We start from the raw sequence: 26,457 nt of genomic DNA, 5'->3' as shown, positions 1-26,457 counted from the left end.
TACCCGGCACCGCTTACCAATAATCTTGTGTCCGCCCCACGGTCTCTGGGGGCGGCACGTTGCTGCTCGATTCGTCTCGGTCTCTCTGGTCCTTCGTTCCGTTCACGATGCGCTGGATCCTTTCTGTGTGCTGCGTCTTCTTGGTGGCCGGGACTGTCCTGCCCGGGGCGGCCCCCGCCCAGCAGCGCGAGGAGCTGCCGGAGGAGGCCCGGCAGGAGCTGGAGGAGCGGGGCATGACGGTGCAGGAGGCGCGCCAGCGCCTGCGCCAGCTCGGGATCGACCCCTCCAACCCCGAGCAGGCCGCCCGGCGCGCCCGCCAGCTGGGGGTGCCGGAGGCGCGCATCCAGTCGCTGCTGCAGGCGGCGCGTGAGCGGCAGAGGCAGGACACCACTGGGGTGGGACGGGGACAACGAGAGGTGCCGCGCAACCCGTCGTTCCCCGTCCTGGCGGGGACGCCCGAGATCGATCCCGACAGCATCTCGGTCGACCAGCTGCCCCGCGACATTGAGGTGCGGGTGCCGCTCCGGAGCGCGAACCAGATCCGAACCGTGCAGCCCGGCTTCCTCACGGCGGGCGGCGACTCGGTGCAGGTGCAAGACGTGCAGCGGGTCCGGGGGTCGGTGGTCGACGGCACGTGGCGCGGCCGCCTCACGGTGCCTCGGGACACGAGCGACGGCACGTGGAACCTCTTCGTGCAGGCGTCCACCCGAGACACGAGCGTGACACTGGCCACGGGCCGCCGCCTGACAATCTTTCCGGAGGGGGAGCTGCCAGACCGGGACACGACCCGAGCGGACCGCGACACGCTCGAATACTTCGGGTACGATACGTTCAAGACCATCCCGGAAGCCTTCACGCCCCAGCCCGCCGGGCCGGCCGACGGCAGCTACGTCGTGGGGCCGGACGACGAGCTGCGCCTCACCGTGTGGGGGGGAGCCGAGTTCACGTACGAGCTGCCGGTGGACGAGGGCGGCCGTGTGACGGTCCCCAACGTGGGCCAGTTTACCGTCTCCGGCAAGTCGCTCGACGAGCTGCGGACCGACATGAAGCAGTGGCTCTCCCAGAGCTACTCAGGGCTGACGACCGACCCGCCGACGGTCTTCATGGACCTCACGCTCACCCGCGTGCGGCCCACGCAGGTCTTCGTGCTCGGCGAGGTGTCCCAGCCCGGGGGCTACATGGTGAGCGGCTATTCGACCGTCTTCAACGCCCTCTACAGCGTCGGCGGGCCCCTCCGGCGTGGAAGCCTGCGCAACATTAGCGTCATCCGGGACGGAGAGGTGGTCGAGACCGTCGACCTGTACGACTACCTCCTGCAGGGCTACAGCCCGGACCCGGTGCAGCTGCAGAGCAACGACTACGTCTTCGTCCCGCCGCGGGGGGAGACCGTCGCCATCACGGGGCCGGTCAAGCGCCCGGCGTACTACGAGATGAAGGAGGACGAGACGGCCGGCGACCTGATCGACTACGCGGGGGGACTCGAGGCAAACGCCTACACGAAACGCTTCCAGATCGAGCGCATCGTGCCGCCCGCCGACCGGGACGACCCGTCCGTGGCGCGGGAGGTGCAGGATGCCAGTGTGCATGACGCCCGGTCCGACACCGCGCAGGTGGCCCTGTCCGACGGCGATCGCGTGCGGATCTTGTCCCTCGCGGAGGCGAAGGACCCGGCCGTAGCGGTGCGCGTCAACGCCGCGGAGGTGACGGGGGCGGTCTACCAGCCGGGGCAGTACGAGATTGGGGACCAGGTGCGTACGGTGAAGGACCTGATCGAGGAGGCCGACGGCCTGACGGGCGCCGCCTACCGCGAGCAGGCGTCCCTCGTGCGGATTGACGACAGCCTGCGAGAGACGAGCCGCTCCCTCGACCTGAACGCGGTTCTGGAGGACCGGCCCCAGGCGAACGTGGTCCTGCGGCCGGGCGATAGCCTGCACGTCGCCTCCGCCCGCGAGATGGAGACGGAGCGGATGGTGCGCATCACCGGCGAGGTGCGGGACCCGGGCGCGTACCGCCACCGCGACGGCATGACGGTGCAGAACCTGCTCCTGCAGGGCGGCGGCCTCACCGACGACGAGTTCTTGAAGGACGTCTTCCTGGGGCGGGCCGACCTGTTTCGCGTCTCGGCGGACGGGGAGGAGGAGCGGGTCATTCCGTTTCACCTTGGCGACGCCCTGGCGGGCGAGGGCATGGCGGGCCGCACGCTCCGGCCCGAGGACGAGATCCGCGTGTACCCGGCCACCGTCCAGCGCCTCGACGAGCAGTTCGTGCAGATCAGCGGGGCGGTGCAAGACACCGGCCGCTACGCGTTCCGCGACAACATGACGCTCAAGGACGCGATCCTCCAGGCGAACGGCTTTACGGAGGGCGCCTCGCTCCGGCAGGTCACCGTCACCCGGATGGTGGAACGGGAGGGCCAAGAGGAACGTCGCGCCAACACCATAGAGGTGCCCCTGGTGGAGCGGGACCTGGACCCGAAGGAGGTCGACTTCTCAGTCCAAGACACGATGCGGGCGCTGGAGGCCGCTGCCGACTTTGAGCTACAACACCGAGACCGCATCTTTATTCGGAAGAACCCCACGTTCCAGCCCCAAGAGACCGTTGCGGTGCAGGGAGAGGTGCAGTATCCGGGCGAGTACACCTTGCTTCGCGACAACGAACGCCTTTCCAGCGTCATCCAGCGGGCCGGGGGCGTGCTCTCGACCGGCTACCTGAAGGGCGGGCGGCTCGTCCGGCCGGAGGCGCAGGCGGATCAGGACTTTCGGGTGCAGCGGGAGGGGGAGCAGGTAATCGTCGAGATGGAGCGGGCCGTGCGAGGGAATCCGGCGGAGGACGTCATACTGCGCCCGGGCGATGAGGTCATCATCCCGACCCAGCCGAACACGGTGGCCATCCGGGGCAACGTGGCGAATGAGGGCCTCATCAAGCACGAAGAGGGGCGGCGCGTGGGCTACTACCTTGACCGCGCCGGCGGCACGCGCGAGGACACGCAGGGCGTCTTCCTGACCCAGGCGTCCGGCGCCACCTTCAAGGTGAACACGGGCTGGTTCCGCCGCGCCCCGGTCGTGGACGACGGGGCCGTGATCCGGGTGCAGCCCGAGCCCGAACAGGAGCAAGAGATCAACTACGCCGAAATTGCCTCCAACGTGGGCCAGGTCATCTCGAGCACCCTCAGCCTGATCGTGCTCGCCACGCGGGCCTTTTAACCGACAGCTGGAACGAAGTTTGCGAAAAGTCTTTGTGCTGAGAAAGGTCCTCGTGGTCATTGCAGCCCCCTGCACGTTTTCTTGCGGGGGAAAGAGAGGCAAGCGTGGATTGAGCGCACGTCCGGCTGTTGTCTGATACGAGCAGGGTGGGGCACCCCAATTGCACCTAGAATCCTAAACTCCGGCGCATGAAATACCTCATTACCGGTGGGGCCGGGTTTATCGGCAGTCACCTCGCAGACGCGCTTCTGGAAAAAGGGCATCACGTTCACGCCTTCGACAACTTGTCGACCGGGCGCCTCGCCAACGTCCGGCACCTAGCGGACCACGATCGCTTCTCGCTGACAGTGGGCAACGTTCAAGACTATCACACCCTTGAGAAGCGAGTCGTCGAGTGCGACCGCATCGTGCACCTGGCGGCCGCCGTGGGCGTGCAGCGCATCATGGACCAGCCCGTCGAGACGCTGCAGACAAACGTGGGGGGCACTGAGAATGTCCTGCAGCTCGCGCACTACCACGACACGACGACGCTTCTGGCGTCTACGTCGGAGGTGTACGGGAAGGCGATGGACAAGGACGAGGACCTGGAGGCCCTGAGTGAAGAGGACGACTGGACGCTCGGGCCTACGTCTAAGCGGCGCTGGGCGTACGCCTGCTCGAAGGCCACGGATGAGTTTTTGGCCCAGGCGTACCACGACGAGCACGACCTCCCGGTCGTCATCGCCCGTTTCTTCAACACCGTCGGGCCGCGCCAGTCGGGGCGCTACGGAATGGTCATCCCGAGCTTCGTGGAACGGGCCCTCGCGGGCGACCCGATTGAGGTCCACGGGGACGGCACGCAGACCCGCTGCTTTACCCACGTGGCTGATGCGGTTTGGGCCACACAGAAGCTCCTCGACGTCCCCGAGGCGGAGGGCGAGGTGTTCAACATCGGGCAGGGGACGGAGATCTCAATCAACGAGTTGGCCAAGCGGATCCGGTCGATGACGAACTCCGACTCGGAAATCGTCCACGTGCCCTACGAGGAGGTGTACGGCCCCGAGTTTGAGGACATGAAGCGCCGGACGCCGGACGTGAGTAAGCTCCACGTCGCCACAGGCTACGTCCCGCAGCACTCGACCGACGACATTCTTCGGGACGTGATCGCGTCCGCAGGGGAGTCGACTGACTCGGGCCCGGTCCCCGAGAACGCCCCCACGAGCCTTGCGGCTTTTGCCTCGTAGATCGGTCTACGTCCGGCCGGGGGGCACTGGGCTGCGCAGAGCGCGCAGGGCCCGTTCCCGACGTGGCAGAGACGCCAAGAGCCCGTGGGGTGGGGGAAGGACGGAACGGTTCTTGTTCAAGTGTCCAATTCCATTCGAAATTGTCTGCTTTGTTGTTCAGGCCTGGTCGAGAGCACATTCAGCCGAAGCAGAACGGTCAAGTCATCATCGGACGGACCCTGGAGACACCGCGGGATAGTGGGCATTGTCCGTCGGATGACTTCGACTCTGACAAAGACGTGTAGAGTTTTCTATACCTTGAGCTGGGGCGAACGTGTGCCGCGGACCTCTTTCATTGGTGAATGCACTTCATGGAGTCGACGATACAGCAAGTCTGGACTGTCTTTGAAGGAGGCCTCGCGGCCCTGTTGGCCACCGCGGTGCTCACGCCCCTCGTCATCCGGGCGGCTCACACGTTCGGATGGGTAGACCGGCCCAGTGACGACCGCTGGCACGAGCGCCCCACGGCCCTGATGGGCGGCATTGCGCTTTTCGGGGGGATTTCGGTGGGGCTCCTCTGGAGCGCCCCGGGCGCGGCCGTTCTGCCGTTCTGGGGAGGCGCGGCGCTCTTGTTCGCGATGGGCCTCGTGGACGACCTTTGGCACGTGCCGCCCTCCGGCAAGCTGACGGTGCAGGGGGCCGCCGCCGGATTGCTCCTGTACAGCGGCTACGCCTTCGGGCCGGCGTGGCCTGTCTGGGTGTCTACGCCCCTGACGCTGCTGTGGGTGGTGGGCATGACCAACTCGATCAATCTGCTCGACAACATGGACGGCCTCGCGGCGGGCATTGCGGGCATTGCGGCGACGGCCTTCGGGGTCCTTGCCGTGGGGGGTGGGGCGCTGACGGCCGGCGTCCTCGCGGCTACGGTGGCCGGGGCGGCGGTTGGCTTTCTGGGCTTTAACGCCAAGCCCGCCCGCATCTTCATGGGGGACTGTGGCAGCCTCGCCCTCGGGTTCTTGCTCGCCGGCCTGGGGCTCGCCGTGCAGGCGGAGATGCCGGCCGGTGATCCGGTGGCGGTCGCTTTGGTGCCCCTGGCGGTGCTCGCCGTGCCGATTCTGGACACGACCCTCGTGACGGTCATGCGCCGTGTGGCGGAGCGCTCCGTCGCCCAGGGGGGGAACGACCATGCCTCGCATCGGCTCGTCCTTCTGGGCCTCTCGGAGCGGCGGGCCGTCTGGATGCTGTACGGCCTGGGCCTGCTCTCCGGCGCCGGGGCCCTGCTCGTGCTCGTAGCGGACCCGGCGCTGTTCTACGCGGTCGCCGGGCTGGGCGGTGTGGGCCTCGGGGTGCTGGGCATTCACCTCGCCCGGGCCCGCGTCTACGACGAGGAGGCCCCTGCCCTGCCGCGCACGGCCCTTGCGCGACGGCCCTTCCGCGCGCTGCACCGCCTGGTCGGGCCGCACTGGAAGGCCATCGTCGGTCTCCTTGGGGACGCCCTGATCGTGGGGGCCGCCTTCGTGGGGGCGCACGTGCTCCGGCACGGCGGATCTCTCCCGGGGGCCGTCGAAGGCTTCGTGCTGGGGGCCCTCCCGCTCGTTATTGCGGCGAAGGCGGTCGTCTTCTACGCGGGGGGGCTCTACCGCAGACTCTGGCGGCACGCCGGCACGCCGGAGCTGCTGCGCACGGTGGCGACCACCTCTGCGGCGTCTGCGCTCGTGGCGGTCCTGCTCATGGGTCTGTACGGCGCGGCGGCCGTCCCCGCGGCGGCCCTCGTCATCGACTGGATGATCACCACGGGGGGCGTCGCCGCGGCGCGGTTTGGATTTCGGGGGCTCCGGCAGTATCTTATGTCATGCAGGCCGGGAGTTCGTCGTGTTCTGATTTACGGGGCCGACGACACGGGCCTGCTGGCCCTCCGTACCCTGCGCCACGACCGGGAGCGACCGGCCGAGCCGGTGGGCTTCGTGGATGACGACCCGCTTACGGAGGGGCAAACGGTGCAGGGGCTGCGTGTGCTTGGCGCCCGGGCCGACCTCCCACGTCTCTGCCGGGCCCACGACATCGACGAGCTTCTCATTGCCACCGACGCCCACGTGCCGGAGCGCCGCCGCGTCCTCGCGGAGGCGTGCCGCAAGGCGGGAGTTGACTGCCGGGCCTTCACTGTGTCGTACGCGTCGGTCTCGCCGGAAGAGGAGACGGGTCCGGAGCCGTCTCCCTCGGCCGCTCCGGTCGGCGTGTCAAAAAACGGCACACTGACGAACGGCACGCCCACGAATGGCGTATCGACGAGCGACACATCGAAAGACGGAGAGTCTCCGAAGGGACCGCCTCCTTCCGGCCCGTAGCCCGTGGTCGCCGCGGCACTTCTTGCATTGCTTTCCCTTGATGCATCACTCGCATGCCCGAGACTGTTTCTGCCCCCGACACGACCGACGCTGCGGCCGAGTTGCGCCGCCGCCTGGACACGACCACGGCGACCGTCGGTGTCGTCGGTCTGGGGTATGTGGGGCTGCCCCTGGCGGCCGAGTACGCCGCGCAAGGCTTCGAGACGCGGGGCATTGACCTGGATGAAGACCGCGTCCGGCGCCTCAATGCGGGCGACAACTACATAGAGGACCTCGACGACGAGGCGATCGAGGGGCTCGTGGAGATGGGGCGGCTGCGGGCCACGCCCCACTACGAAGAGGGCGGTGAGATCGACGTGTGGTTTCTCTGCGTGCCGACGCCCGTGACGGAAACGAACGAGCCGGATCCCACCTACATCGAGGCCGCGACCCGCTCGATTGCTCCGCACCTGCGGCCCGGCCAGCTCGTGGTGCTGAAGAGCACGACGTACCCGGGCACGACCGAGGAGGTCGTCGCGCCGATTCTGCGGGAGGAGGGCCCCGACGGTCTCACGTTGGGCGAGGATGTCTTTTTGGCTTTCAGCCCCGAGCGAATCGACCCTGGCAATGAGGAGTACACGACCGCCAGTACGCCCATCGTGGCGGGGGGGATGACGGAGACCGGCACCGACGTGGCCCGGCAGGCCCTGGAGCAGATCATCGCCGAGGTGCACACGGTCTCCGGCCCGAAGGTGGCCGAGATGGAAAAGCTGCTGGAGAACATCTTCCGCTCGGTCAACATCGCCCTGGTCAACGAGCTCGCCCAGCTCTGCGAGCGGATGGGCGACGTGTCCATGTGGGAAGTGGTGGAGGCGGCCGCGACGAAGCCGTTCGGCTTCATGCCGTTCTATCCGGGGCCGGGCGTGGGGGGACACTGCATCCCGATCGACCCGCACTACCTCTCGTGGCTGGCCGAGAAGCATGACTTCGAGACGAGCTTCATCACTCTCTCGGCCCGCATCAACGAGGAGATGCCGGCGGCCGTGGTCGACTCGGTGGTGGAGGCCCTGGCGCGGCAGCCGGTGCGGCTGCAGGACGCGGAGGTGCTGGTGCTGGGCGTGGCCTTCAAGGGCAACGTGAGCGACACGCGCCACGCGCCCGCTGAAAAGATTATCCGGCTCCTCCACGAGAAGGGCGTGGGGGACGTCCGGTACCACGACCCGCACGTGGACGCCTTTCAGGTACCGACCGGGGCGAATGGAAGGGTCGACGAGGTGCCGTCGGTCGAGCTGACGCCGGAGACGCTCCAGCGGCACGAGGTGGCTGTCGTCGTGACCGATCACGACGCGATGGACCCGCACCTCGTCGTGGAGCACGCCCCGGCCGTCGTGGACACGCGAAATGCCCTCGATGCTGTGACCGACCCGGTGCTCCGCGAGAAGATTACGCTGCTGGGGGCAGGATGAGGACGGTGGTGTGGGGGGTGTGAGGGGGACGCGAGGGAGCAGTGAGGCATCCCAAGCAGATCCTACCGGGACACGGAGACGCGGAGGTCGCTCAACGGCGGCGGGGTCTGGGATAAATTTGAGTCCCTACCGTTCAGGGGGAAATGAATTTTCCACACCGTGTACTGGACGAGCACAGTCGACAAATACTGTAGAGATGGAGCCAGTCAACGTGACCGATGACTCTAAGGCCGCTGTACTTCGTGCCATGCTTCAAGGCGATCCGCTTTCGGTCCGGAGGATGAGCTAATTGGGCTTGAGGTGCTTGATGCGTCTGAGGTCTCACAAGACAATGTGCAGTTTGAATTGGACGTGAACGTCTCCGGGCGGCCGTTAGAAATCTCCTGAGCCCTGAAGCATTTGCCCTCTGATTCATCCCTGAACCGCGCTTTCTATGAGTGAAGCCGGGAGTCAAAACCATTCCGACGGCCCCGCCGATCCACCGTCCGGCAACGGGGCGCCGGGGGCGGAAGGGCCCGGCTATGGACCAGAAGCCGGTCCACCGGCCAGAGAGGACGAGGTGTTCCTGCTGGACATCCTGCTCGTCCTGGCCCGCAAAAAAACGCTCATCGTGCGGACGACGCTCGTCTTCATGCTGCTGGGCATCACGTACGCGCTGCTGGCGCCGGAAGAGTTTACTTCGGAGGTGCGGGTAGTGCGTGAGGCGCAGCAGAAGGGTGGGGAATTACCGGGGGGACTCCCCGGAGGAATTGGAGGCGGTGCCCTCTCCGGACTGGGCATTAGCCTCGGCGGGGCGGCTGGCGGCCTTACGCCACAGGCCTACCCCGATGTGCTGAAGAGCCATGAGGTGCGGCAGGCAGTGGTGCGGGATACCTTCCGCTTTCCGGACGCCGAGCGGCCGATGACATATGTTGAGTACGTGAATCGGCCGCCCGGTCCCTTAGGAATCATGCTGAAATACACGCTTTTTCTGCCGTTGACCCTCAAGAAGAACTTGGGAGAGATTATTTCGGGACCACCGGTTCCGGCCGGAACGACAGACGCCGGTGCGCCGGTGATTCCGAGTGAAGAAGAAGACGAAGCCCTGGAATCCATTGTTGAAAAAGTTTCGGCATCGGTTGACAAGGAGACAGGCCTAATGACGATTTCTGTGACTGCTGGCGGATCTTTGCTCGCTTCGGAGCTTGCGGAAAGTTTTCTTGATCACTTCAAGAAGCGAGTCCGGGCGATTCGTACGGAGAAGGTGCGCGAGCGACTCCGTTTCGTGAAGGGACGGTTCGAAGAAGCTGAGCAGGAGCTGGAAAATGTGGAGGACCGATTGGCACAGTTTTTAGAACGGAACCAGAATCCGACGACGGCCACGCTGCAGTTCCGACGCGATCGCCTGCAGCGGCAGGTGAGCTTCAAGGAACAGCTCTATAGTGAACTCCAGAGTCAGCACACGCAGACGCGGCTTGACCTGCAGCGGCGGCAGCCTGTGGTCACGGTCGTTGAAGAGCCAGTGCCGCCTACAGAGCCGAGTGCGCCTGATCGAACACTTGTCGTGTTAATGAGTCTTCTTCTCGGCGGTATCCTCGGGATGGGAATTTCATTTGGATCGGAATCCCTCGAACAAGTGAAAGATGACGACGAAGAGCAGGAAAAGCTTGACGAAATTCGTAACCGCCTGATTCCAACTCGTTGGCAGAAGCACAAGTCGATGTAGTTCTACGTAAAATGTAATCGTATTTACGTATCTGAATTGTATAAAAACGTTAAAAAATGTAATAAACTCTCAGCGACGGTGCAAAATTGACTCGATAGTTATGTATTATATGAAAAAATAAATCAAATGAAACAGTATAAACTACATTAGGTTTATAGTCAAAAAATAAAAACCATTGATATAAAACATGTAGTATGAAAACAATAAAAATACTTATAAATCTTCTTACCACCCGTGAACGACGAAAACTGTACTTGCTCTTTTGTGCCGTCGTCGTCATGGCAGGTTTAGAGGTGGTGAGCGTAGCATCCATCATGCCGTTTCTTTCGGTGGCAACCGATCCATCGAGCGTGCACGAAAATACATATCTGAGATGGGTATACAAGACTGTCGGATTTACGGATACTAATACCTTTCTTATTGCGTTGGGTTTTGGGGCTCTTATGGCGCTTATCGTGAGCAACGTATTTATCATCCTCACAACGTGGGCAGTGTACCGTTACGTTTGGACATTTAATCGTAATCTCTCGCGACGACTTCTGTCCAGCTACCTTTACCAGCCCTATGAATTCTTTCTTTCACGCAATAGTGCGGAACTTGGGAAGAATATTTTGGACGACGTAAGGGAAGTGGCGAACCGGATGTTAAGACCCGCTATGCAGGGCGGGGCGAAGGCGATCGCCGCGCTCGCGATTATCGCCTTCTTATTTTTTGTTGATCCGGTCGTGGCCCTCATGATTGCTACTATTCTTGGAGTTGGATATGCGGCCATGTATCGCGTCGTACGGGATCGACTCGACCGAGCTGGAAGTGGGCGCGTGGAGGCCAATGCAAAACGCTATCAGTTTATAGATGAGGCATTTGGGGGAATAAAAGAAGTAAAAATACGAGGAAAAGAAGAGTCTTTTCTCGAAAGGTATGACAGACCAACAAAGTGGTATGCCCGTGTGCAATCGAAGTATGAGATTATAAAAAAAGCCCCTCGGTATATCCTTGAGGCCATTGCCTTTGGTGGTATTATTTTGATAGCTATATACTTGATATTAGTAAAAGATGACTTTAGACAAGTAATACCAATTCTAGGGCTCTATGCATTTGCGGGGTATCGGATGATGCCTGCTTTACAAAAGGCCTTTAGAGGACTTGCTAGTGCTCGCTTTAACAGTGCTGCTCTGAAGAAAATTAGTGATGGCTTTCAGCAGCGAGTGGAAGGACGGAACTATTCCTCATTGAATGGAGAGTCTGAATCCATAAACCAGTCGCTATCTCTGGACGAAGAGCTGGTGATGGAAGGTGTCACTTTCTCTTATCCAGGAGCCGATAGTCCTGCGATCAACGATCTGTTTCTGGAGGTTCCTGCGTGTAGTACAGTTGGCTTCGTGGGAAAGACGGGTTCTGGTAAAACTACTGCAGTCGACCTAATTCTGGGTCTCCTGTGCCCACAGGAAGGAACAATATCGGTGGATGGTATGCCCCTCCGAGGCAAAAATATTCCCAGATGGCAGAGGGACATCGGTTATGTACCGCAGCAGATGTACCTGTCTGATAATACCGTAGCTCAAAATATCGCATTTGGTGTACCAGAAGACGAGATCGATATGAATGCTGTGGTGCGCGCTGCGCGGAGGGCGCAAATTCATGACTTTATTACCGAAGAACTACTGAAGGGGTGGAAAACAATCGTGGGTGAGCGGGGAGTGAAACTTTCCGGAGGTCAGCAACAACGGATCGGAATTGCCCGAGCATTGTATCATAGGCCCTCTGTACTTGTCTTTGATGAGGCTACGAGTGCACTGGATCAAGACACAGAAGCCAGTGTAATGGAGGCGATTTATGAACTTGAAGATGACCACACAATGATCATGATAGCTCATCGGTTAAGTACAGTAAAGCGCGCCGATAGCATCATAATGTTGGAGAAAGGTCGGAAAGTAGGTGAGGGAAAATACAATGAGTTAGCAGAAAACCACTCAAAGTTTCAGTCAATGGCGTTTTCGTAATCGAAACTTAGGTTCTCCAATTTTGAGTTCTCTCGTGTGGTAGTATCCAGTGCTTATTGTGTGCCCGAGACTTGTAAACTTACTTGGTTCGACCCTGATCGGAATCTGCCTTCAGTAGAGGAAAGACAGGTGGATTTTCATCCGATATTTGGCCTTAGACGGGGAGCTCTTTGACCTATAAAGGTATTGTTTGGGATAAAATTGATGTCTTTTGAGAATAGGCAACTAAAAATGATGTTAATAGATTAGAAAAAATATAGTTTTCAAAAGTTACCTAACAAATTTGAAGGAATAGATGAATGAGCGAGACCTCAATCAATTTCTGTTCAATCAACCCAACCGCGACGTGGTGGTAGTTCAGGGGCTTGGGTTCGTCGGGGCCGTCATGGCCCTGGTGGTGGCCAATGCGTCCCACGAAGACTATACGGTAATTGGGGTAGACCTCCCGACTGAGGAAGGACGGCGAAAGGTAGAGGCGCTGAACCAAGGCGTCTTCCCGATCGAGTCTGCGGACCCGACTGTGGACGAACTCCACGAGCAGGCGCTGGAGCAGGGAAATTTCCTTGCCACCTGTGATGATAGTGCCTACGAGGTCGCGGATGTCGTCGTAATTGACGTAAATCTGGACGTACAGAAGGAAACGACGCCGGACCGAAAACTGGAGGGGTACGACGTCGATCTTGCGCCCTTTGAGGCGGCCTGCCGCACGATTGCCGAGCGATGCAAGCAGAATGTGCTCATGATTGTGGAGACAACGGTTCCACCAGGCACGTGCCGCGATGTCGTCAAGCCGATTTTCGACGAGGCATTCGAAAAACGAGGACTTCCGAAAGACTACCGGCTTGGTCATTCGTTCGAGCGCGTCATGCCGGGACCGGATTACGTGGATTCAATTCGCAATTTCTATCGTGTCTATTCGGGCATAGATGAGGAAAGTGCAGATGCAACGCGCGACTTCCTGAAGTCGATTATTTACACCGATGAGTACCCGCTGACGCGGCTTGGGAGCACAACAGCCTCGGAGATGACGAAGGTGCTCGAAAATTCGTATCGGGCGATGAACATTGCCTTCGTTCAGGAATGGACGGAGTTTGCGGAGGAGCTCGGGGTCAATCTTTACGAGGTTGTGGAAGCGATCCGAAAACGGCCCACCCATCAAAATCTCATGTTGCCGGGACTTGGGGTCGGAGGATATTGTTTGACAAAAGATCCGCTGCTGGCTTCATGGGCACGATCCAAGTCTCAGGAAGATGATTCCGCACGCCTCCTTGAGAGTGAGCAGGCCGTCCAGATCAATGATCGTATGCCGGAGTACACGTATGGGCGGATTCGAGAAGCGTTTGGGGGCGAGATCGAGGGGAAAACTGTTGCCCTCCTTGGGGTCTCGTACCGGAAGGATGTAGGGGACACGCGCTACTCACCGGTGGAATATCTCTATGACCTACTTCAGGACGACGGGGCGACGCTTCGTTTGCACGATCCCTTCGTTGAATACTGGGAGGAACGGGAACGAAACGTACGGCAGGAGTTTGAGGAGGTGATTACGAAAGAAGTCGATGCCGTCGTTCTCTCGACTCCCCATTCGGCGTACGATGAAAACGAAGAGCTACAGCGTCTTCTTCACGCGTTGCCGAGCTCTATTCTCGTACATGACGCCTGGGGCGTGCTGGGCGATGGAGAGATCGGGGCCCTGCAGAGTAGACATTGGGTTCAAGTAACCGGGCGTGGGGATCTTAATGAAAGCACGGCAACATCCAAGACTATGATCTCTTCTTTTGATCTCTCATCTGAAAGTTCGACATCTGCATGAACCGCGTTCTTCTACTTGGTGGCGCCGGGTTCATTGGATACCACCTTGCCCGTCATCTCGTTAATCATGGGAATTGTGAGATTACACTCGTCGACAATTTCTTTCGCGGAAAACGAGATCGGGAGCTTGAAGAACTTCTCCAGTCGCCGAGGGTGAATACGGTCGAAGGAGACTTGACGGAGATGGGGACCTTCGACCAGCTTGCCGATGACTACGATCACGTGTACGCGCTCGCTGCAGTGGTCGGCGTCGGCTATACAGAAGACATGCCGCACGAGGTGTGGCGCATTAACACGGCAATCACGCTGAACACGCTGGAGTGGCTCAGTGAAAGCGACGTGTCCCGTGTGCTGTTTGCCTCGACGAGCGAGACGTACGCGGGGACGGTTGAGGAATTCGGGGCCGACATTCCCACACCGGAAGACGTGCCGCTCTGTATTACCGACATCAAACAACCACGCTTCACCTATGCCGTGACGAAGATGCTGGGGGAGTCGGGATTTGCACACTACGCCGAGGCGTACGATTTCGATCAAATCACCGTCCGGTTTCACAACGTGTACGGTCCGCGGATGGGGTTTAAGCACGTGATCCCACAGGTGGCGCAGCGGTTTTATGAGGAGGAAGACCCATTTACGATCTACGGCTACGATCAGACCCGCGCCTTCTGTCACATTGACGATGCGGTCCGGGGCGTTGTGGAGGCGATGGCGTCTGACAGTGCTCCAGGACGGATCTTTCATATTGGAGATGATCGGGATGAGATTACAATTGAGACGCTCATCCGATACATTGGGGACATCGCCGGATTCGATAGCACGTACGAGAAGGGCCCGTCTCACGCCGGAAGTGTCTCCCGGCGGTGTCCGGACGTGAGTCGAGCACGGGACGTGTTTGGGTATGAGCCGCAGGTGCACTGGAAGGAGGGCGTTCGGGAGACTGTGGAATGGTACCTGGATTATTTTGAATCGGGACGAAAGGTATTTGAGTAGCGAGCGATTTTTCGTAACGTGGAACTAGCCGTGAGCAAACCATTCGAGGCGCAAATTGAAGAGGCCGTTCGGACGGCCATTGGTCCGCAGGAGGAGTTCGTTGCCCTTCACGAGCCGACCTTCAAGGGTAATGAATGGGAGTACGTCAAGGAGTGCATTGACACCGGCTGGGTCTCGCCCGTCGGGTCGTACGTCGATCAGTTCGAGGAGCAGATTGCAGATTTTACAGGGGTGGAGAGAGCCGTGGCTGTGAACAACGGAACGGCGGCCCTGGAGGTAGGGCTGCGACTGGTGGGGGTGGAGGAGGGAGATGAGGTATTGATGCCTGCACTCACGTTTGTCGCGACGGCGAATGCCGTTTCATATCTGAGGGCGGTGCCGCACTTCGTGGATAGCGAGTGGAAAACCCTGGGGGTAGATCCAGAAAAGGTGGAGAATTACCTCGACGATATTGCGGAGGTCCGTTCCGGTGAGTGCTATAACACTAAGACCGGTCGGCGGATACGAGCAATTGTGCCGATGCACACATTCGGCCATCCGGTGGACCTCGATCCTCTGAAAGACATGTGCGATCAGTACCATCTGGAGATGGTTGAAGATGCGGCGGAATCACTTGGATCTTTCTACAAGGGCGAACACACGGGCCAATGGGGGCGGTGCTCGGCTCTCAGCTTCAATGGAAATAAGACCATTACGACTGGGGGAGGTGGGGCTATTCTAACGGACGACGAAGCCCTTGCCGACCGCGCAAAGCATCTCACGAAGGTCGCGAAGAATGATCACCAGTGGGAATACCACCACGACACCGTGGGATACAACTACCGGCTTCCCAATATAAATGCCGCCCTCGGGTGTGCACAACTTGAGCAGCTTCCCTCATATCTTGAAAATAAGCGAGAACTGGCTAGGCGCTACGGAAAAGCGTTCGCTGAAGTTGAAAGAGTTAATTTTTTTGAGGAGCCCCCGTTTGGAAGGAGCAACTACTGGCTGAACGCAATTCTCCTCGATGGAAACCAAGAAGGCCGGCGAGACGATGTGCTCGCGCGGCTGAACGACAATGATCTCATGACGCGGCCGGCCTGGAAGCCGATGCATAAACTTCCGATGTACGAAGACTGCCCGCGAATGGACGTTTCCGTGGCTGAGAGCATCTATCGGCGTCTTATCAATATTCCGAGCAGCGTTTTTCTCGGGAGATAAACTGCTTTCACACGATAGCGATTTCCGGAATGGCCAAGCGAAGAATTTGCTTCGTAACGGGTACGCGAGCGGAATACGGGTTGATGCAGTGGGTGCTGCACGAAATTCAGCAGGACCCGGATCTGGAACTTCAGATCATTGCGACGGGAATGCACCTTTCTCCTGAATTTGGGCTTACCTACCAGGCGATTGAAGAGGATGGTTTTGAGATTGATGAAAAGGTGGAGATGTTGCTTTCAAGCGATACGCCCGTCGGGGTCGCGAAGTCCATGGGGCTTGGGACGATCGGTTTCGCGGAGGCATTTGACCGACTCGACCCCGATGTTGCCCTGATTCCCTGTGATCGGTTTGAGGCACTGTCTGCTGCACAGGCAGCCTTAGTAGCGCGAATTCCAATTGCTCATGCTTACGGAGGGGAGACAACGGAAGGAGCTTTTGATGAAGCCATACGGCACTCCATCACGAAAATGGCCCTGTACCACTACGTAACGGCTGAGCCGCATCGAGAACGAGTAATCCAGTTAGGAGAGCATCCTGATCGAGTCAAAAATTATGGCGCTCCTCAGCTCGATCATTTAAGTAGGCTAGATTTGCTCGACCGTGACGAATTTGAGCGTTCAATCGACTTCCAGCTGGGAGAGCCGACATTTTTAATCACCTACCATCCGGTCACGCTAGAGAACAAGTCTTCCGAGCAGGGGATTAATGAGTTGTTGCAGGCACTTGATCACTTCCCGGACGCGCGATTGATCTTCACGAACTCAAATGCCGACACGGAAGGCCGCATTATTAATCGTAGAATAGAAGAATACGCTGAGGCGTTGGGATCGCGAGCGAACGTTTATACCTCTCTGGGGCAGCGTCGATACCTAAGTGCCCTACATCACGTAGATCTTGTCTTAGGAAACTCTTCGAGTGGTATCATTGAGGCCCCTGCTGTTCCCGTGCCTACTGTTAATGTGGGAGCTCGACAGAAGGGTCGTTTGAGAGCTGAGTCTATCATCGATTGCGCAGAAAAATCCGAAGAGATCATTGAAGCGATCGAGAAAGCACTATCCGACGACTTCCAAAGCCAAATAGAAAAGGTTGAGTCCCCATACGGAGATGGGAAGGCCGCAACTCGCATTCATTGTCACCTCAAGCAGGCAGACATAGACAGTCCGCGAAAAACATTTTACGACCTTCCTGCTGCTTTGGAAAAAACGATATAGACACATGCCCTCGGAGCAATTGAAGCATTCGTCCACTTACATTATCGCCGAGGCCGGCGTGAATCATAACGGCTCTCTGGAGATGGCAAGAGACCTCATTGAGGTCGCCAGCGAGGCTGGGGCGGATGCCGTTAAGTTTCAGACCTTTCAGGTCGAGAAACTGGTCTCCGAAGAAACGTCCAAAGCGGACTACCAGCAGAATACGACCGACGGGGAAGAGTCGCAGGCCGATATGTTACGGGCGCTGGAGCTTAGCCCGGAGCACCACCATGCAATTGCTAAGCACTGCGACGAGCAGGACATTCAGTTTCTCTCGACGCCGTTCGACGCACAGAGTGCCCGGTTTCTTGCGGAGGAGTTTGACGTTCCTCGTATCAAGATTGGGTCCGGGGAGCTCACCAACGGCCCGCTTCTTCTCTCTATTGCTCGCCTCGGCCGACCAGTGATTTTATCTACGGGTATGGGGATGCTCGGGGAGGTGGAGCAGGCGCTCTCTGTACTGGCGTACGGGTACGCGCACGATGGAAACCAACCCGAACCTCAAGACTTGCAGCGAGTCTTCGCGTCGGAGCAGGGACAGAACGCGCTTTCGGAGAACGTAACGGTGCTCCACTGCACGACGGAGTACCCGGCTCCGGTTGCGTCGGTAAATCTCCAAGCCATAGACACGCTCCGCCAGGCATTTGATCTCCCGGTGGGACTTTCCGACCATACAGAGGGCATTGCCGTACCCATTGCCGCGGCCGCTCGCTGTGCGACTGTAATCGAGAAGCATTTTACGCTCGACCGAGCTCTTCCAGGACCAGATCACGAAGCCTCATTGGAACCCGATGAGCTGCGTGACATGATTCAGGGCATTCGCGACGTGGAGAGGGCACTCGGCAATTCGGTAAAAGCACCGGCAGATCCAGAGTGGAAAAATCGTTCGGTAGCGCGGAAGAGCATCGTGGCAATCCAGGCAATTGAGAAGGGAGAGACGTTCACCGAAGAAAATCTTGGCTTTAAGCGGCCGGGGGACGGTCTATCACCGATGCGATACTGGTCGATTTTGGGGAGCGAGGCAAAAAAGAATTATCATTCAGAGGATCAGATCATAGAATGATGCGAGTTGGATTCTTCGGGGATGGGCGCTGGGCACACCGGACGCTCGAAAAGATTGAGGACGATCCTGAGATCCAGACCGCATTTGTGGTTGCTCGTCATCCGACTCCTGATTCTATATTGCATGCGTATGCCGAGGAGAGGGCTCTTTCCTTTTTCACGCCAGCGAACGTAAACGACCCTTCTTTCCTAAATAAAATCAGAGAGCACGAGCCAGACATCAATGTATCAGTCTCGTATGATCAAATTTTAGGAAGTGATGCACTTAGCCTCGCCCCCAAAGGGTTTATTAACTGTCATGCGGGTGAGCTACCATTTTACCGTGGACGAAATGTACTAAATTGGGCACTCATTAATGGGGAAGATCGGTTTGGAGTTACAGTGCATTATATCGATGAGGACATAGATACTGGAGACATCGTAGCTCAGCAATTTGCGGCAATAACGCCAGAAGACGACTACCGGTCTCTTCTCGACAAGGCTGTAGAGCTTTGTGCAAGCTCGGTTCTTGAGGCCCTTGAGGACATACAGCAAGATGGGGTCTCTTCAGTTCCACAGTCGGAAATCCATCCCGTGGGATTTTACTGCAGTCGTCGGCGAGAAGGGGATGAATGGATTGACTGGTCGTGGTCCTCAGAGCGGATTCACAATCTTATTCGAGCAATCACACCCCCCGGCCCAGGTGCACGCACGCTGCTTGATGGGGAGCCAACCATAATCCTCCAATCGAAAAAAATTCCCCAGGCTCCCGGGTATATTGATCGGCCGGGAACCGTCGTTGGTCGCCAAGAGGGCAGTGTTACCGTGAAGACGGGTGATACCACGCTCCAGATCACAGGGATTGCAGACTGGGACGGCGAGATTATCAACTCGCGGACGCCGGATTGTCCGATTGGTACGACATTTGGCGTGAATCTCCGACACGAAGTGGACCGGCTCTCAAAGAAAGTTGAGGAGTTAGAACGCCGTCTCTCAGATCTCGAATCCGAATAATACACTTCCAACTCGATGAAGTGGCGCGACATTTCGACCCATACAAATCAGACCATCCGGGAGGCCCTGGAAGTCATCGACGCGGGTGGCGTTCAGATTGCTCTCATCACCGATGCCGATGACCGGCTGAAGGGCGTTGTGACCGACGGAGACATCCGGCGGGCCATCCTACAGGACATCGATCTCGACGTGCCTGTGCAATCTGTGATGAACGAGAGCCCGATCATGGCGCGCCCGCAGCAAGACCGACAGAGCCTAATCGACACGATGCAGGCCCGCCAAATCCATCAGATCCCAATAGTGGACGACGACGGCCGCGTGGTGGGCATTGAGGTGCTCGACGATTTACTGGAGCCGGAAACGCACCCTAATCCTGTTGTGATTATGGCGGGGGGACTCGGCACGCGGCTCCGTCCGCTTACTGAAGACTGTCCGAAGCCGCTCCTGGAGGTGGGCGACCAGCCAATCCTTGAAACGATCATAGAAGGTTTCATCGCGCACGGCTTCCACCGGTTCTATCTCTCAGTGAACTATAAGTCTGGCATGATTGAAGACTATTTTAGAGATGGAAGTGATTGGGACATAGACATCACGTATCTTCACGAAGAACAGCGCCTCGGCACGGCGGGCCCGCTCTCATTATTTCCGGAGCGTCCGGATGAGTCGTTGATCGTGATGAATGGGGATCTGCTTACGAAGCTCAATTTCGTGCACCTGCTCGACTATCACCGCGATCAGGGTGCAGTTGCCACGATGTGCGTGCGTGAGTACGAAACACAGGTCCCTTACGGGGTCATCGAGACCGAGGAGCAATGTATGACGGGGATAGAAGAAAAGCCTAGGGAGCGTTACTTCGTAAATGCCGGCATTTACATTCTGGAGCCTAAAACGCTCGATCTTGTGCCGCAGAACGAGTTCTTCGACATGACGGAACTCTTCGAGGCACTCATTGATCGAGGAGCAGACACCTCCGTGTTTCCAGTTCGGGAGTATTGGCAGGATGTGGGACAGAAGGAAGATTTTCGACGTGCAAATGGAGAATTCGAGGAGGTATTTAAGGAATGATCGACGGAAAAAGTGTTCTTGGAGTCATCCTTGCACGCGGAGGATCGAAGGGGCTTCCGCGTAAGAATGTCCGAGAACTTGCCGGAAAGCCTCTGCTTGCCTGGACGATTGAGGCTGGACACCAGTCGGAATATCTTGATCGCCTTGTTCTCTCCAGTGACGATGATGAGATTATGAGCGTGGCGATGGAATATGGCTGCGAGGTCCCGTTTCGGCGCCCTGCGGAGCTGGCCCAAGACGATACACCGAGCATCGACGCATTACTTCACGCCATAGATCAAGTTGGATCACACGAGTACGTCGTGTTACTCCAGCCCACTTCGCCGCTCCGAACTGCAGGTGATATCGACACCACCATTAACTTGTGTAATGAGAACAATGCACCAGTTTGTGTGACAGTAACAAAGACCGATAAGCTCCCACAGTGGATGTATTTGCTGGGAGATAATTATCGCCTAGAACCAGTAATGGAAGGAGAAGAGACTATTACGCGTCGTCAGGATGCTGATGATACCTATGTTGTGAATGGTGCCGTCTATGTTGCACAATCCGAGCATCTCAAAAAGCGCAGAACGTTTTTCACAGGCGAAACTATTGGTTGTCCGATGCCACCAGAGCGATCGATAGACATAGATACGAAATTAGACTTGGAATGGTGTGAGATAAGTTTGAAAAGATAAATGAGTTAGTTTAATTGATAATGTATACTTCTAGCTGGATAAAATAAATTATAAAAACCGCACTAAAATCACTTAAAAAAGAATCATTAAATATATAAAATCAATTATTGTTATACAAACTGATAAATAAAATGAATAAGCAGAATGTGCAAGTATGACTTGAGAAAAAGAGCGTATTTCGTGATGATAAAAAGGTATATTTTAAATACGAAACATTAGTGAAGTATAAGTTGTGATATCATAAATATTAATTTATGCTAGAAGCTGTAAAAACATCTTTAGGCTTAGATTTGTTTAGGCTGAACTATGGGTTTAGTAATGAAGGAATGGGTAGAATGGAGTACTCATATATACGGAATAAGACGATATTTTATGAGTCCGGTAGATATATATATAATTTAGTTGCCAGCTTTTTATCGGTCACCCTAGTTAATTATAGGGAGCTTAGAGAAGGTAGCGTATTTGTATTCGCCGCAACTGAAAACCAGTACTCAGCATTAAAACCAGTTGCTAATGAAATAAAAAGAAGTTATATATTCAACAAAAATAAAAAGAAAAATGGGTGTCTTAAGTATGATCTAACATTAGCGTACATACTATCACTCTTTTATATACCATTGTTAGCATACTTGTACATTAAAGCTGATTCATTCAAGAGGAAATCGATAAGGAAGGCATTTCATAACTACCTTATCACCTACGGGTACTATTTAGTCTCATATAAAAGATTGAAGAAAGCAGACCCATCCCTACTCTTAATATCAAATGACCACGTCGTTTGGTCGTGCGGGATTGCTAGGGCAGCTGAGGAGTTAGGTATACCTGTTGCATACATACAACACGCGTCCGTCACTAGTAATTTTCCTCCTCTTACCTATGATTTCGCATTTCTATACGGGCGTAAAACATTGGAAAAGTACAAGGTAGCTGGTATTTCATCCAACACTACCGTTTTTCTGGCTGGAATCCCGAAGCTTGACGAGTATGCTGTATATGAGAACAATTCAACAGCGGTCCGAACTCTTGGAATTTGTACTAACCGTCTAGATCCAGTTGTAGAGGTAGTAGAACTTTTGGATGCCGTTCAAGAAAAAAATTCTGAGATTGAGTTTACTATAAGACCCCATCCAGCAGACGAACGAAAAGAAGAATGGAGAAAAGTCGCCAAAAAAATGTGTTTCAAGTTTTCAGATTCGAGGAGGGAAGAATCATTCCGATTTCTCAAAGAAGTTGATGCGGTTATTGCCGGAGCTTCTGGAATACACCTCGAAGCTTGTCTAATGAATGTACTTCCAATCTTCTTTGACTTCGGAGACTTTGGGGGTGATCGGTACGGCTTTGTCGAGACTGGTATGACGATAAAAGCTGAAAACGTGGAAGAAGCTGTGGAAGTAGTCTCACAGTTATCCTCTGAAAAGCCAGATGTAAAACATAAAGCTAAGCCATACTGTGAAACATTGCAAACAGAATATTTTGGTAAGTCATCTGGACTTGTAGGAAGAATTATTGAGAAAGTTATCGATAACACTTGCAGTGCTAGCGGAGTAAACAATATTGGTGAAATACGAAGAAAACTTTGATTACTTTACGAAGTGAATCTATCTAAAAGTATATACTATTTTTTGTTCAAGTATTTATTGGTATACTATTGGGTATGGTTAACATTTGTGCCGAAAAGCGTTACTATTGAGGCTGGAAGTATACGACATATACTTAAAGTAGGTCCAATACTTTTATTTGTACTATTGTCATTTTATTCAGTAGCTACCGTACGTATCCATAAAAAGACTAAATTACTACTAATATCATTGTTGATAGGGGCATTATCATGTGTAACGAATGGAGATGCAAGAGCCTTCTTAAGACTGGTAGTTTTTGTTGTCCCGATATACACTATATACAAGCATGACATATCAGTCAATGTTAGATTTGTAAATAAGCTCTTCTTTTTGAGTGTAGTAGTCGCGGTTGTATCTTACCACATAGGAGTAAATGAGTATGGCTACTTCCCTGGTCCAACTCCTAGAGAGAATAACGTACAGTGGTGGCGCGTATCACTATTCCCATTTGCTACTATACCGTACTCCGCCGCCTTTTCATTCTCAGTACTTGTATTAAATATTATTTGTGAAAAGGGTAGATTGGTAGAAAAGTTGGCGATTGTACTGTCGTTGTATTTTATAGTGTTTTCTGGAAATAGAACCACATATATAATAATTTTAGCACTTACTTTCATATATTTGTTGATCAATCTTAATGTGACGTACTTTACGTACTTTGTTCCCATATTCACAATTGTAACAGTTTATACTGTACTAGTCTTGCCGATTTACTTAATATCTTACGATACGCCTGAAATAATTAATTATGTTATTTATAGATCTCCAAGCAGACCACCACTTAGCGAAATAATAAATACACCAAGGCTCCTACTCGCGAACAATCTGCTACACATTTACAGTACATCTCCCTTATTTGGTGTAGGAACTTTTGACTTATACTCATATTTTCCAAATGCGCCTAGCCATTCTGAGTCAAAGTGGTTGTCAGTACTAACTTCTTATGGCCTCACAGTCTTACCAATTTTCCTTTTCTTTTACAAAGAATTTATTAATGCCGTAAGGAGGCTTAATTGGTACGGAACAGTTTTCATAGTGTCACTAATAATATATGGTGCATTTTACGGCTCTTTTATAAACACATATAATTTTATATTCTTATTGTTGATGGCATGCTCTACAAGAAGTTATAGTAAAGCGTAACATTGTACATTTACATGTCTGAATACCTTTTATAGATAAATTCTCTTATGCCCAAATCGCTACTAGTATTCAATGAATGTTATGTTCCAGCTTACAAAGGTGGAGGCCCTATACGTTCAATACAAAACCTGTGTCATCATCTAGGTGATGATATTAAATTCAATATTATTACGAGAGATAGAGATTATGGGGATCAGGCACCTTTTAATGACGTAAGTTGCAATGAATGGAATAAGGTAGGTAAAGCAGACGTTTTTTACTGTTCCCCACGTAATCAAACATTACACGGATTCTATAAAATTGCAAAAGACGTTAACTATGATGCTATATATGTAAATAGTTTCTTCGAGCCATGGTTCGGTATCCAGCCGCAACTCCTTTGGCGATTCTCCCTTCTTGATAGAGTACCGTTTATTTTAGCACCTCGAGGCGAGTTTTCCCCTGGAGCTATTAACATAAAAAAACTGAAGAAACATGCATATATAACCCTCTTCAAGTCACTTTTCACACATCGTCGTGTAGTGTGGCATGCATCTACGAGTGAAGAAGAGGACGACATACGAAAGTGGATGGGAGACAATACTATTGTAAAAGTTGCCAGAAACATTCCGTCTATTATGGAACCGTCGGTCGATACTTTGGATGAATACAAGGGTCCTCTTGATGTTGTCTTTCTTTCCCGCATCTCCCGCAAAAAAAATTTACTTTATGCAGTTAACCTCTTAGCTGATATTGATATACCTGTTAACTTTAATATCTATGGTGTAATAGATGATAAAAAGTATTGGCAAAAATGCCAACAAGCGATAAGTAGACTACCTGAAACAGTATGTGTCAACTATAAGGGTGCTGTTCCTCATTCTAAAGTCTCGAACGTGTTTTCATTACATGATATTTTTTTGTTTCCAACGTGCGGGGAAAATTTTGGCCACGTCATCTTTGAGTCCCTCTCCAGCGGTTGTCCTGTTTTGATAAGTGATGAAACTCCTTGGACAAACCTGGTAGAGGATGATGCCGGTTGGGTGGTTCCCTTAACGAACCCTGAAGGGTTCCAAAAAGTGATTCGACAATATGCTGGTGCCTCTGATGATGAGCGCGCTCGGCGGTCAGAGAATGCAACTACGCTGGCTGAAAGGGTGTTGCATGACTCAGATACAATTGATAACAACCGTAAACTATTCGAGCAGGTACTTGACTAAACCTTGCATAAATGTAACTTCAACTGCTTGTCTAAGCTTCTCACTAAAACCATAATACTTGGTTTCATGTTTTATAACTAGACGTTATGATTGATGGAGAAATCGCTCGTAACTGAACAAATGTAAATGCCCATGGCTGGCTACCGGACAGTCTCAATTTGGCAGTCGTGGGTACCGAAAATCCCTGGCGGCCCCGCTTGTCTTTCCCTCGGAGTCGTTGTGTGCAGACAATACTGCCGAAAAATGCACCCACGATTTCCCGATTTTCCCTCGTCGCTCCAGACTTTGATCTGGAGCCCATTCTGCCGTACGTCGGATAGACTCCAGCTCGGGGGCTGATGTGACGGTTGGAGAGGATTTTTCGGTGCCTTGCCGCAAACTGTCTGGTAGTCAGTGCCCATGGGAAACTTCTTTAGGAGACAGCCTTGAACCATTCTCCAGAAGAACTTCGAAGCCGATATGCCTGTCCTCGCTCTTCTTGGAAAATACCGTCGCTGACTGCGGATAATCATTAGGATCGAGGACCTGATCATAGCAGTATCTCGGCCTTATAAGGTGATTCAGAGCCTCGGCCTGGCTTTTGATTGGAGTCGTGCTTGTTGAAGAGCATGTTGATTGTTCTACAACTCGGAAGTAGATGGACTCGCGAAATTCCGTAAGTAACCGGAAGTAAGCGGGATGAGATCCACGGTACCGAATTTGAATCTGTCGATTCAATCGGTAATCAGCGAGTAATGGTTATTTGATTGAGGTAGCTGCAATGCACTTTTGCATAGAAGACCGAACTTAATCTAAAAACAAATTACTATTTATGAAAAGTATCAAATAAAATACGAAAGGCTTAATAAAAATGATATTTCGAAAGTACTTCGTAGCAAGGAAGACATTATTGTAGATAAATATCTAGATGAAGCAGAATGTGGTGAAATTAAAAATGAAATTAATGCACGAGTAGAGGGCGAAATACGTACATTCAATACGGGGATGGGATATGCTAATATGGCAAGAGCAGATGAACCAATTTCAAATTAGCGTAGCGGTGATCGGGACGACGGGATGCTCGACATCTTACACATGGATCTCGCTATTCCTAAATTGCGAGATGTGAAGGAGGATAACCTCATTCAAGAAGTGATCTGTAGGGCTGTGCAAGAAAGGTGCACCCCTGAAAGTCTAAATATATATAAACAGGTCGGTAACAAACACACGCAAATATCATGCAAATAACTACCCCGAAAAAGACAAACCATCTGTATATTTAAAAGATGTTCCAGATGTCACTTGCGGGCTTTTCTCTTGTATCAGGGGGGTTCATCAACCCTTTCAGGCTCGACGGTATTTTCGAGGGCTTGTAAATGTGTCCCGTAATGTACCCCGAAAAAATGAAATACTTTATGATAAATAACGTAATATAATATGTACTGCACAAAAGGACACTTTAGTTATTGCTAATTAGGCAAGTTTAAATAGGGGTATTCAATAATAAAAAAAGTAAAAAACACATGTTTATATTTACACACTACACAAAGAGTAAACAATATGTA

General features: G+C 54.2%; 16 protein-coding genes. All 16 read left to right on the top strand.

Annotation, left to right across the window (positions count from 1 at the left end; all coding sequences use genetic code 11):
* Positions 1–107 precede the first annotated feature (107 nt).
* The 16 genes from B7R93_RS03785 to B7R93_RS03715 all read left to right on the top strand — a co-directional run bounded on the left by B7R93_RS03785 (position 108) and on the right by B7R93_RS03715 (position 24,913).
* Positions 108–3,203: an SLBB domain-containing protein gene (locus tag B7R93_RS03785; protein WP_103019850.1), complete on the top strand. Its 3,096-nt coding sequence runs from the start codon at positions 108–110 to the stop codon at positions 3,201–3,203.
* Between the two features lie 188 nt (positions 3,204–3,391).
* Positions 3,392–4,426, top strand: coding sequence for a GDP-mannose 4,6-dehydratase (locus B7R93_RS03780; RefSeq protein ID WP_103019502.1), 1,035 nt, complete (start codon positions 3,392–3,394; stop codon positions 4,424–4,426).
* 350 nt (positions 4,427–4,776) lie between these two features.
* Positions 4,777–6,750: a hypothetical protein gene (locus B7R93_RS03775; RefSeq protein ID WP_198598572.1), complete on the top strand. Its 1,974-nt coding sequence runs from the start codon at positions 4,777–4,779 to the stop codon at positions 6,748–6,750.
* A 53-nt stretch (positions 6,751–6,803) separates the two neighbouring features.
* A complete protein-coding gene (locus B7R93_RS03770; RefSeq protein WP_103019500.1) occupies positions 6,804–8,195 on the top strand; it encodes a nucleotide sugar dehydrogenase in 1,392 nt (463 codons plus the stop codon).
* A 433-nt stretch (positions 8,196–8,628) separates the two neighbouring features.
* A complete protein-coding gene (locus B7R93_RS03765) occupies positions 8,629–9,900 on the top strand; it encodes a GNVR domain-containing protein (protein WP_103019499.1) in 1,272 nt (423 codons plus the stop codon).
* A 194-nt stretch (positions 9,901–10,094) separates the two neighbouring features.
* Positions 10,095–11,900, top strand: a complete 1,806-nt coding sequence (locus B7R93_RS03760; protein WP_232797984.1) for an ABC transporter ATP-binding protein — start codon at positions 10,095–10,097, stop codon at positions 11,898–11,900.
* 295 nt (positions 11,901–12,195) lie between these two features.
* A complete protein-coding gene (locus tag B7R93_RS03755; RefSeq protein ID WP_262507549.1) occupies positions 12,196–13,710 on the top strand; it encodes a nucleotide sugar dehydrogenase in 1,515 nt (504 codons plus the stop codon).
* Entirely contained in the window at positions 13,707–14,702 is a 996-nt protein-coding gene (locus B7R93_RS03750; protein ID WP_103019498.1) for an NAD-dependent epimerase/dehydratase family protein, read from the top strand. The genes B7R93_RS03755 and B7R93_RS03750 overlap by 4 nt, the downstream gene beginning before the upstream one ends.
* A gap of 30 nt (positions 14,703–14,732) precedes the next feature.
* A complete protein-coding gene (locus tag B7R93_RS03745; RefSeq protein ID WP_103019847.1) occupies positions 14,733–15,902 on the top strand; it encodes a LegC family aminotransferase in 1,170 nt (389 codons plus the stop codon).
* Between the two features lie 29 nt (positions 15,903–15,931).
* Positions 15,932–17,113: a UDP-N-acetylglucosamine 2-epimerase gene (neuC, locus tag B7R93_RS03740; protein WP_103019497.1), complete on the top strand. Its 1,182-nt coding sequence runs from the start codon at positions 15,932–15,934 to the stop codon at positions 17,111–17,113.
* A gap of 4 nt (positions 17,114–17,117) precedes the next feature.
* Positions 17,118–18,215 carry an N-acetylneuraminate synthase gene (neuB, locus tag B7R93_RS03735; RefSeq protein ID WP_103019496.1) on the top strand — a complete coding sequence of 366 codons (1,098 nt, stop codon included), beginning with the start codon at positions 17,118–17,120 and terminating at the stop codon, positions 18,213–18,215.
* Entirely contained in the window at positions 18,215–19,207 is a 993-nt protein-coding gene (locus B7R93_RS03730) for a methionyl-tRNA formyltransferase (RefSeq protein ID WP_232797982.1), read from the top strand. Before neuB ends, B7R93_RS03730 begins: the two co-directional genes overlap by 1 nt.
* A gap of 15 nt (positions 19,208–19,222) precedes the next feature.
* Complete coding sequence (locus B7R93_RS03725; protein WP_103019494.1) at positions 19,223–20,272, top strand: nucleotidyltransferase family protein; 1,050 nt, start codon at positions 19,223–19,225, stop codon at positions 20,270–20,272.
* Positions 20,269–20,952 (top strand): acylneuraminate cytidylyltransferase family protein, encoded by a 684-nt coding sequence (locus B7R93_RS03720; RefSeq protein ID WP_103019493.1) that lies wholly within the window; start codon positions 20,269–20,271, stop codon positions 20,950–20,952. Before B7R93_RS03725 ends, B7R93_RS03720 begins: the two co-directional genes overlap by 4 nt.
* Positions 20,953–21,206: 254 nt before the next feature.
* Positions 21,207–22,532, top strand: a complete 1,326-nt coding sequence (locus B7R93_RS15180; RefSeq protein ID WP_157942185.1) for a hypothetical protein — start codon at positions 21,207–21,209, stop codon at positions 22,530–22,532.
* Between the two features lie 1,229 nt (positions 22,533–23,761).
* Complete coding sequence (locus B7R93_RS03715; protein WP_103019492.1) at positions 23,762–24,913, top strand: glycosyltransferase; 1,152 nt, start codon at positions 23,762–23,764, stop codon at positions 24,911–24,913.
* The last annotated feature ends 1,544 nt before the right edge of the window (positions 24,914–26,457 follow it).

The organism is Salinibacter altiplanensis, from assembly GCF_002894645.1.
Taxonomy (GTDB): domain Bacteria; phylum Bacteroidota; class Rhodothermia; order Rhodothermales; family Salinibacteraceae; genus Salinibacter; species Salinibacter altiplanensis.
This window is presented reverse-complemented; position numbering and strand designations above follow the sequence as displayed.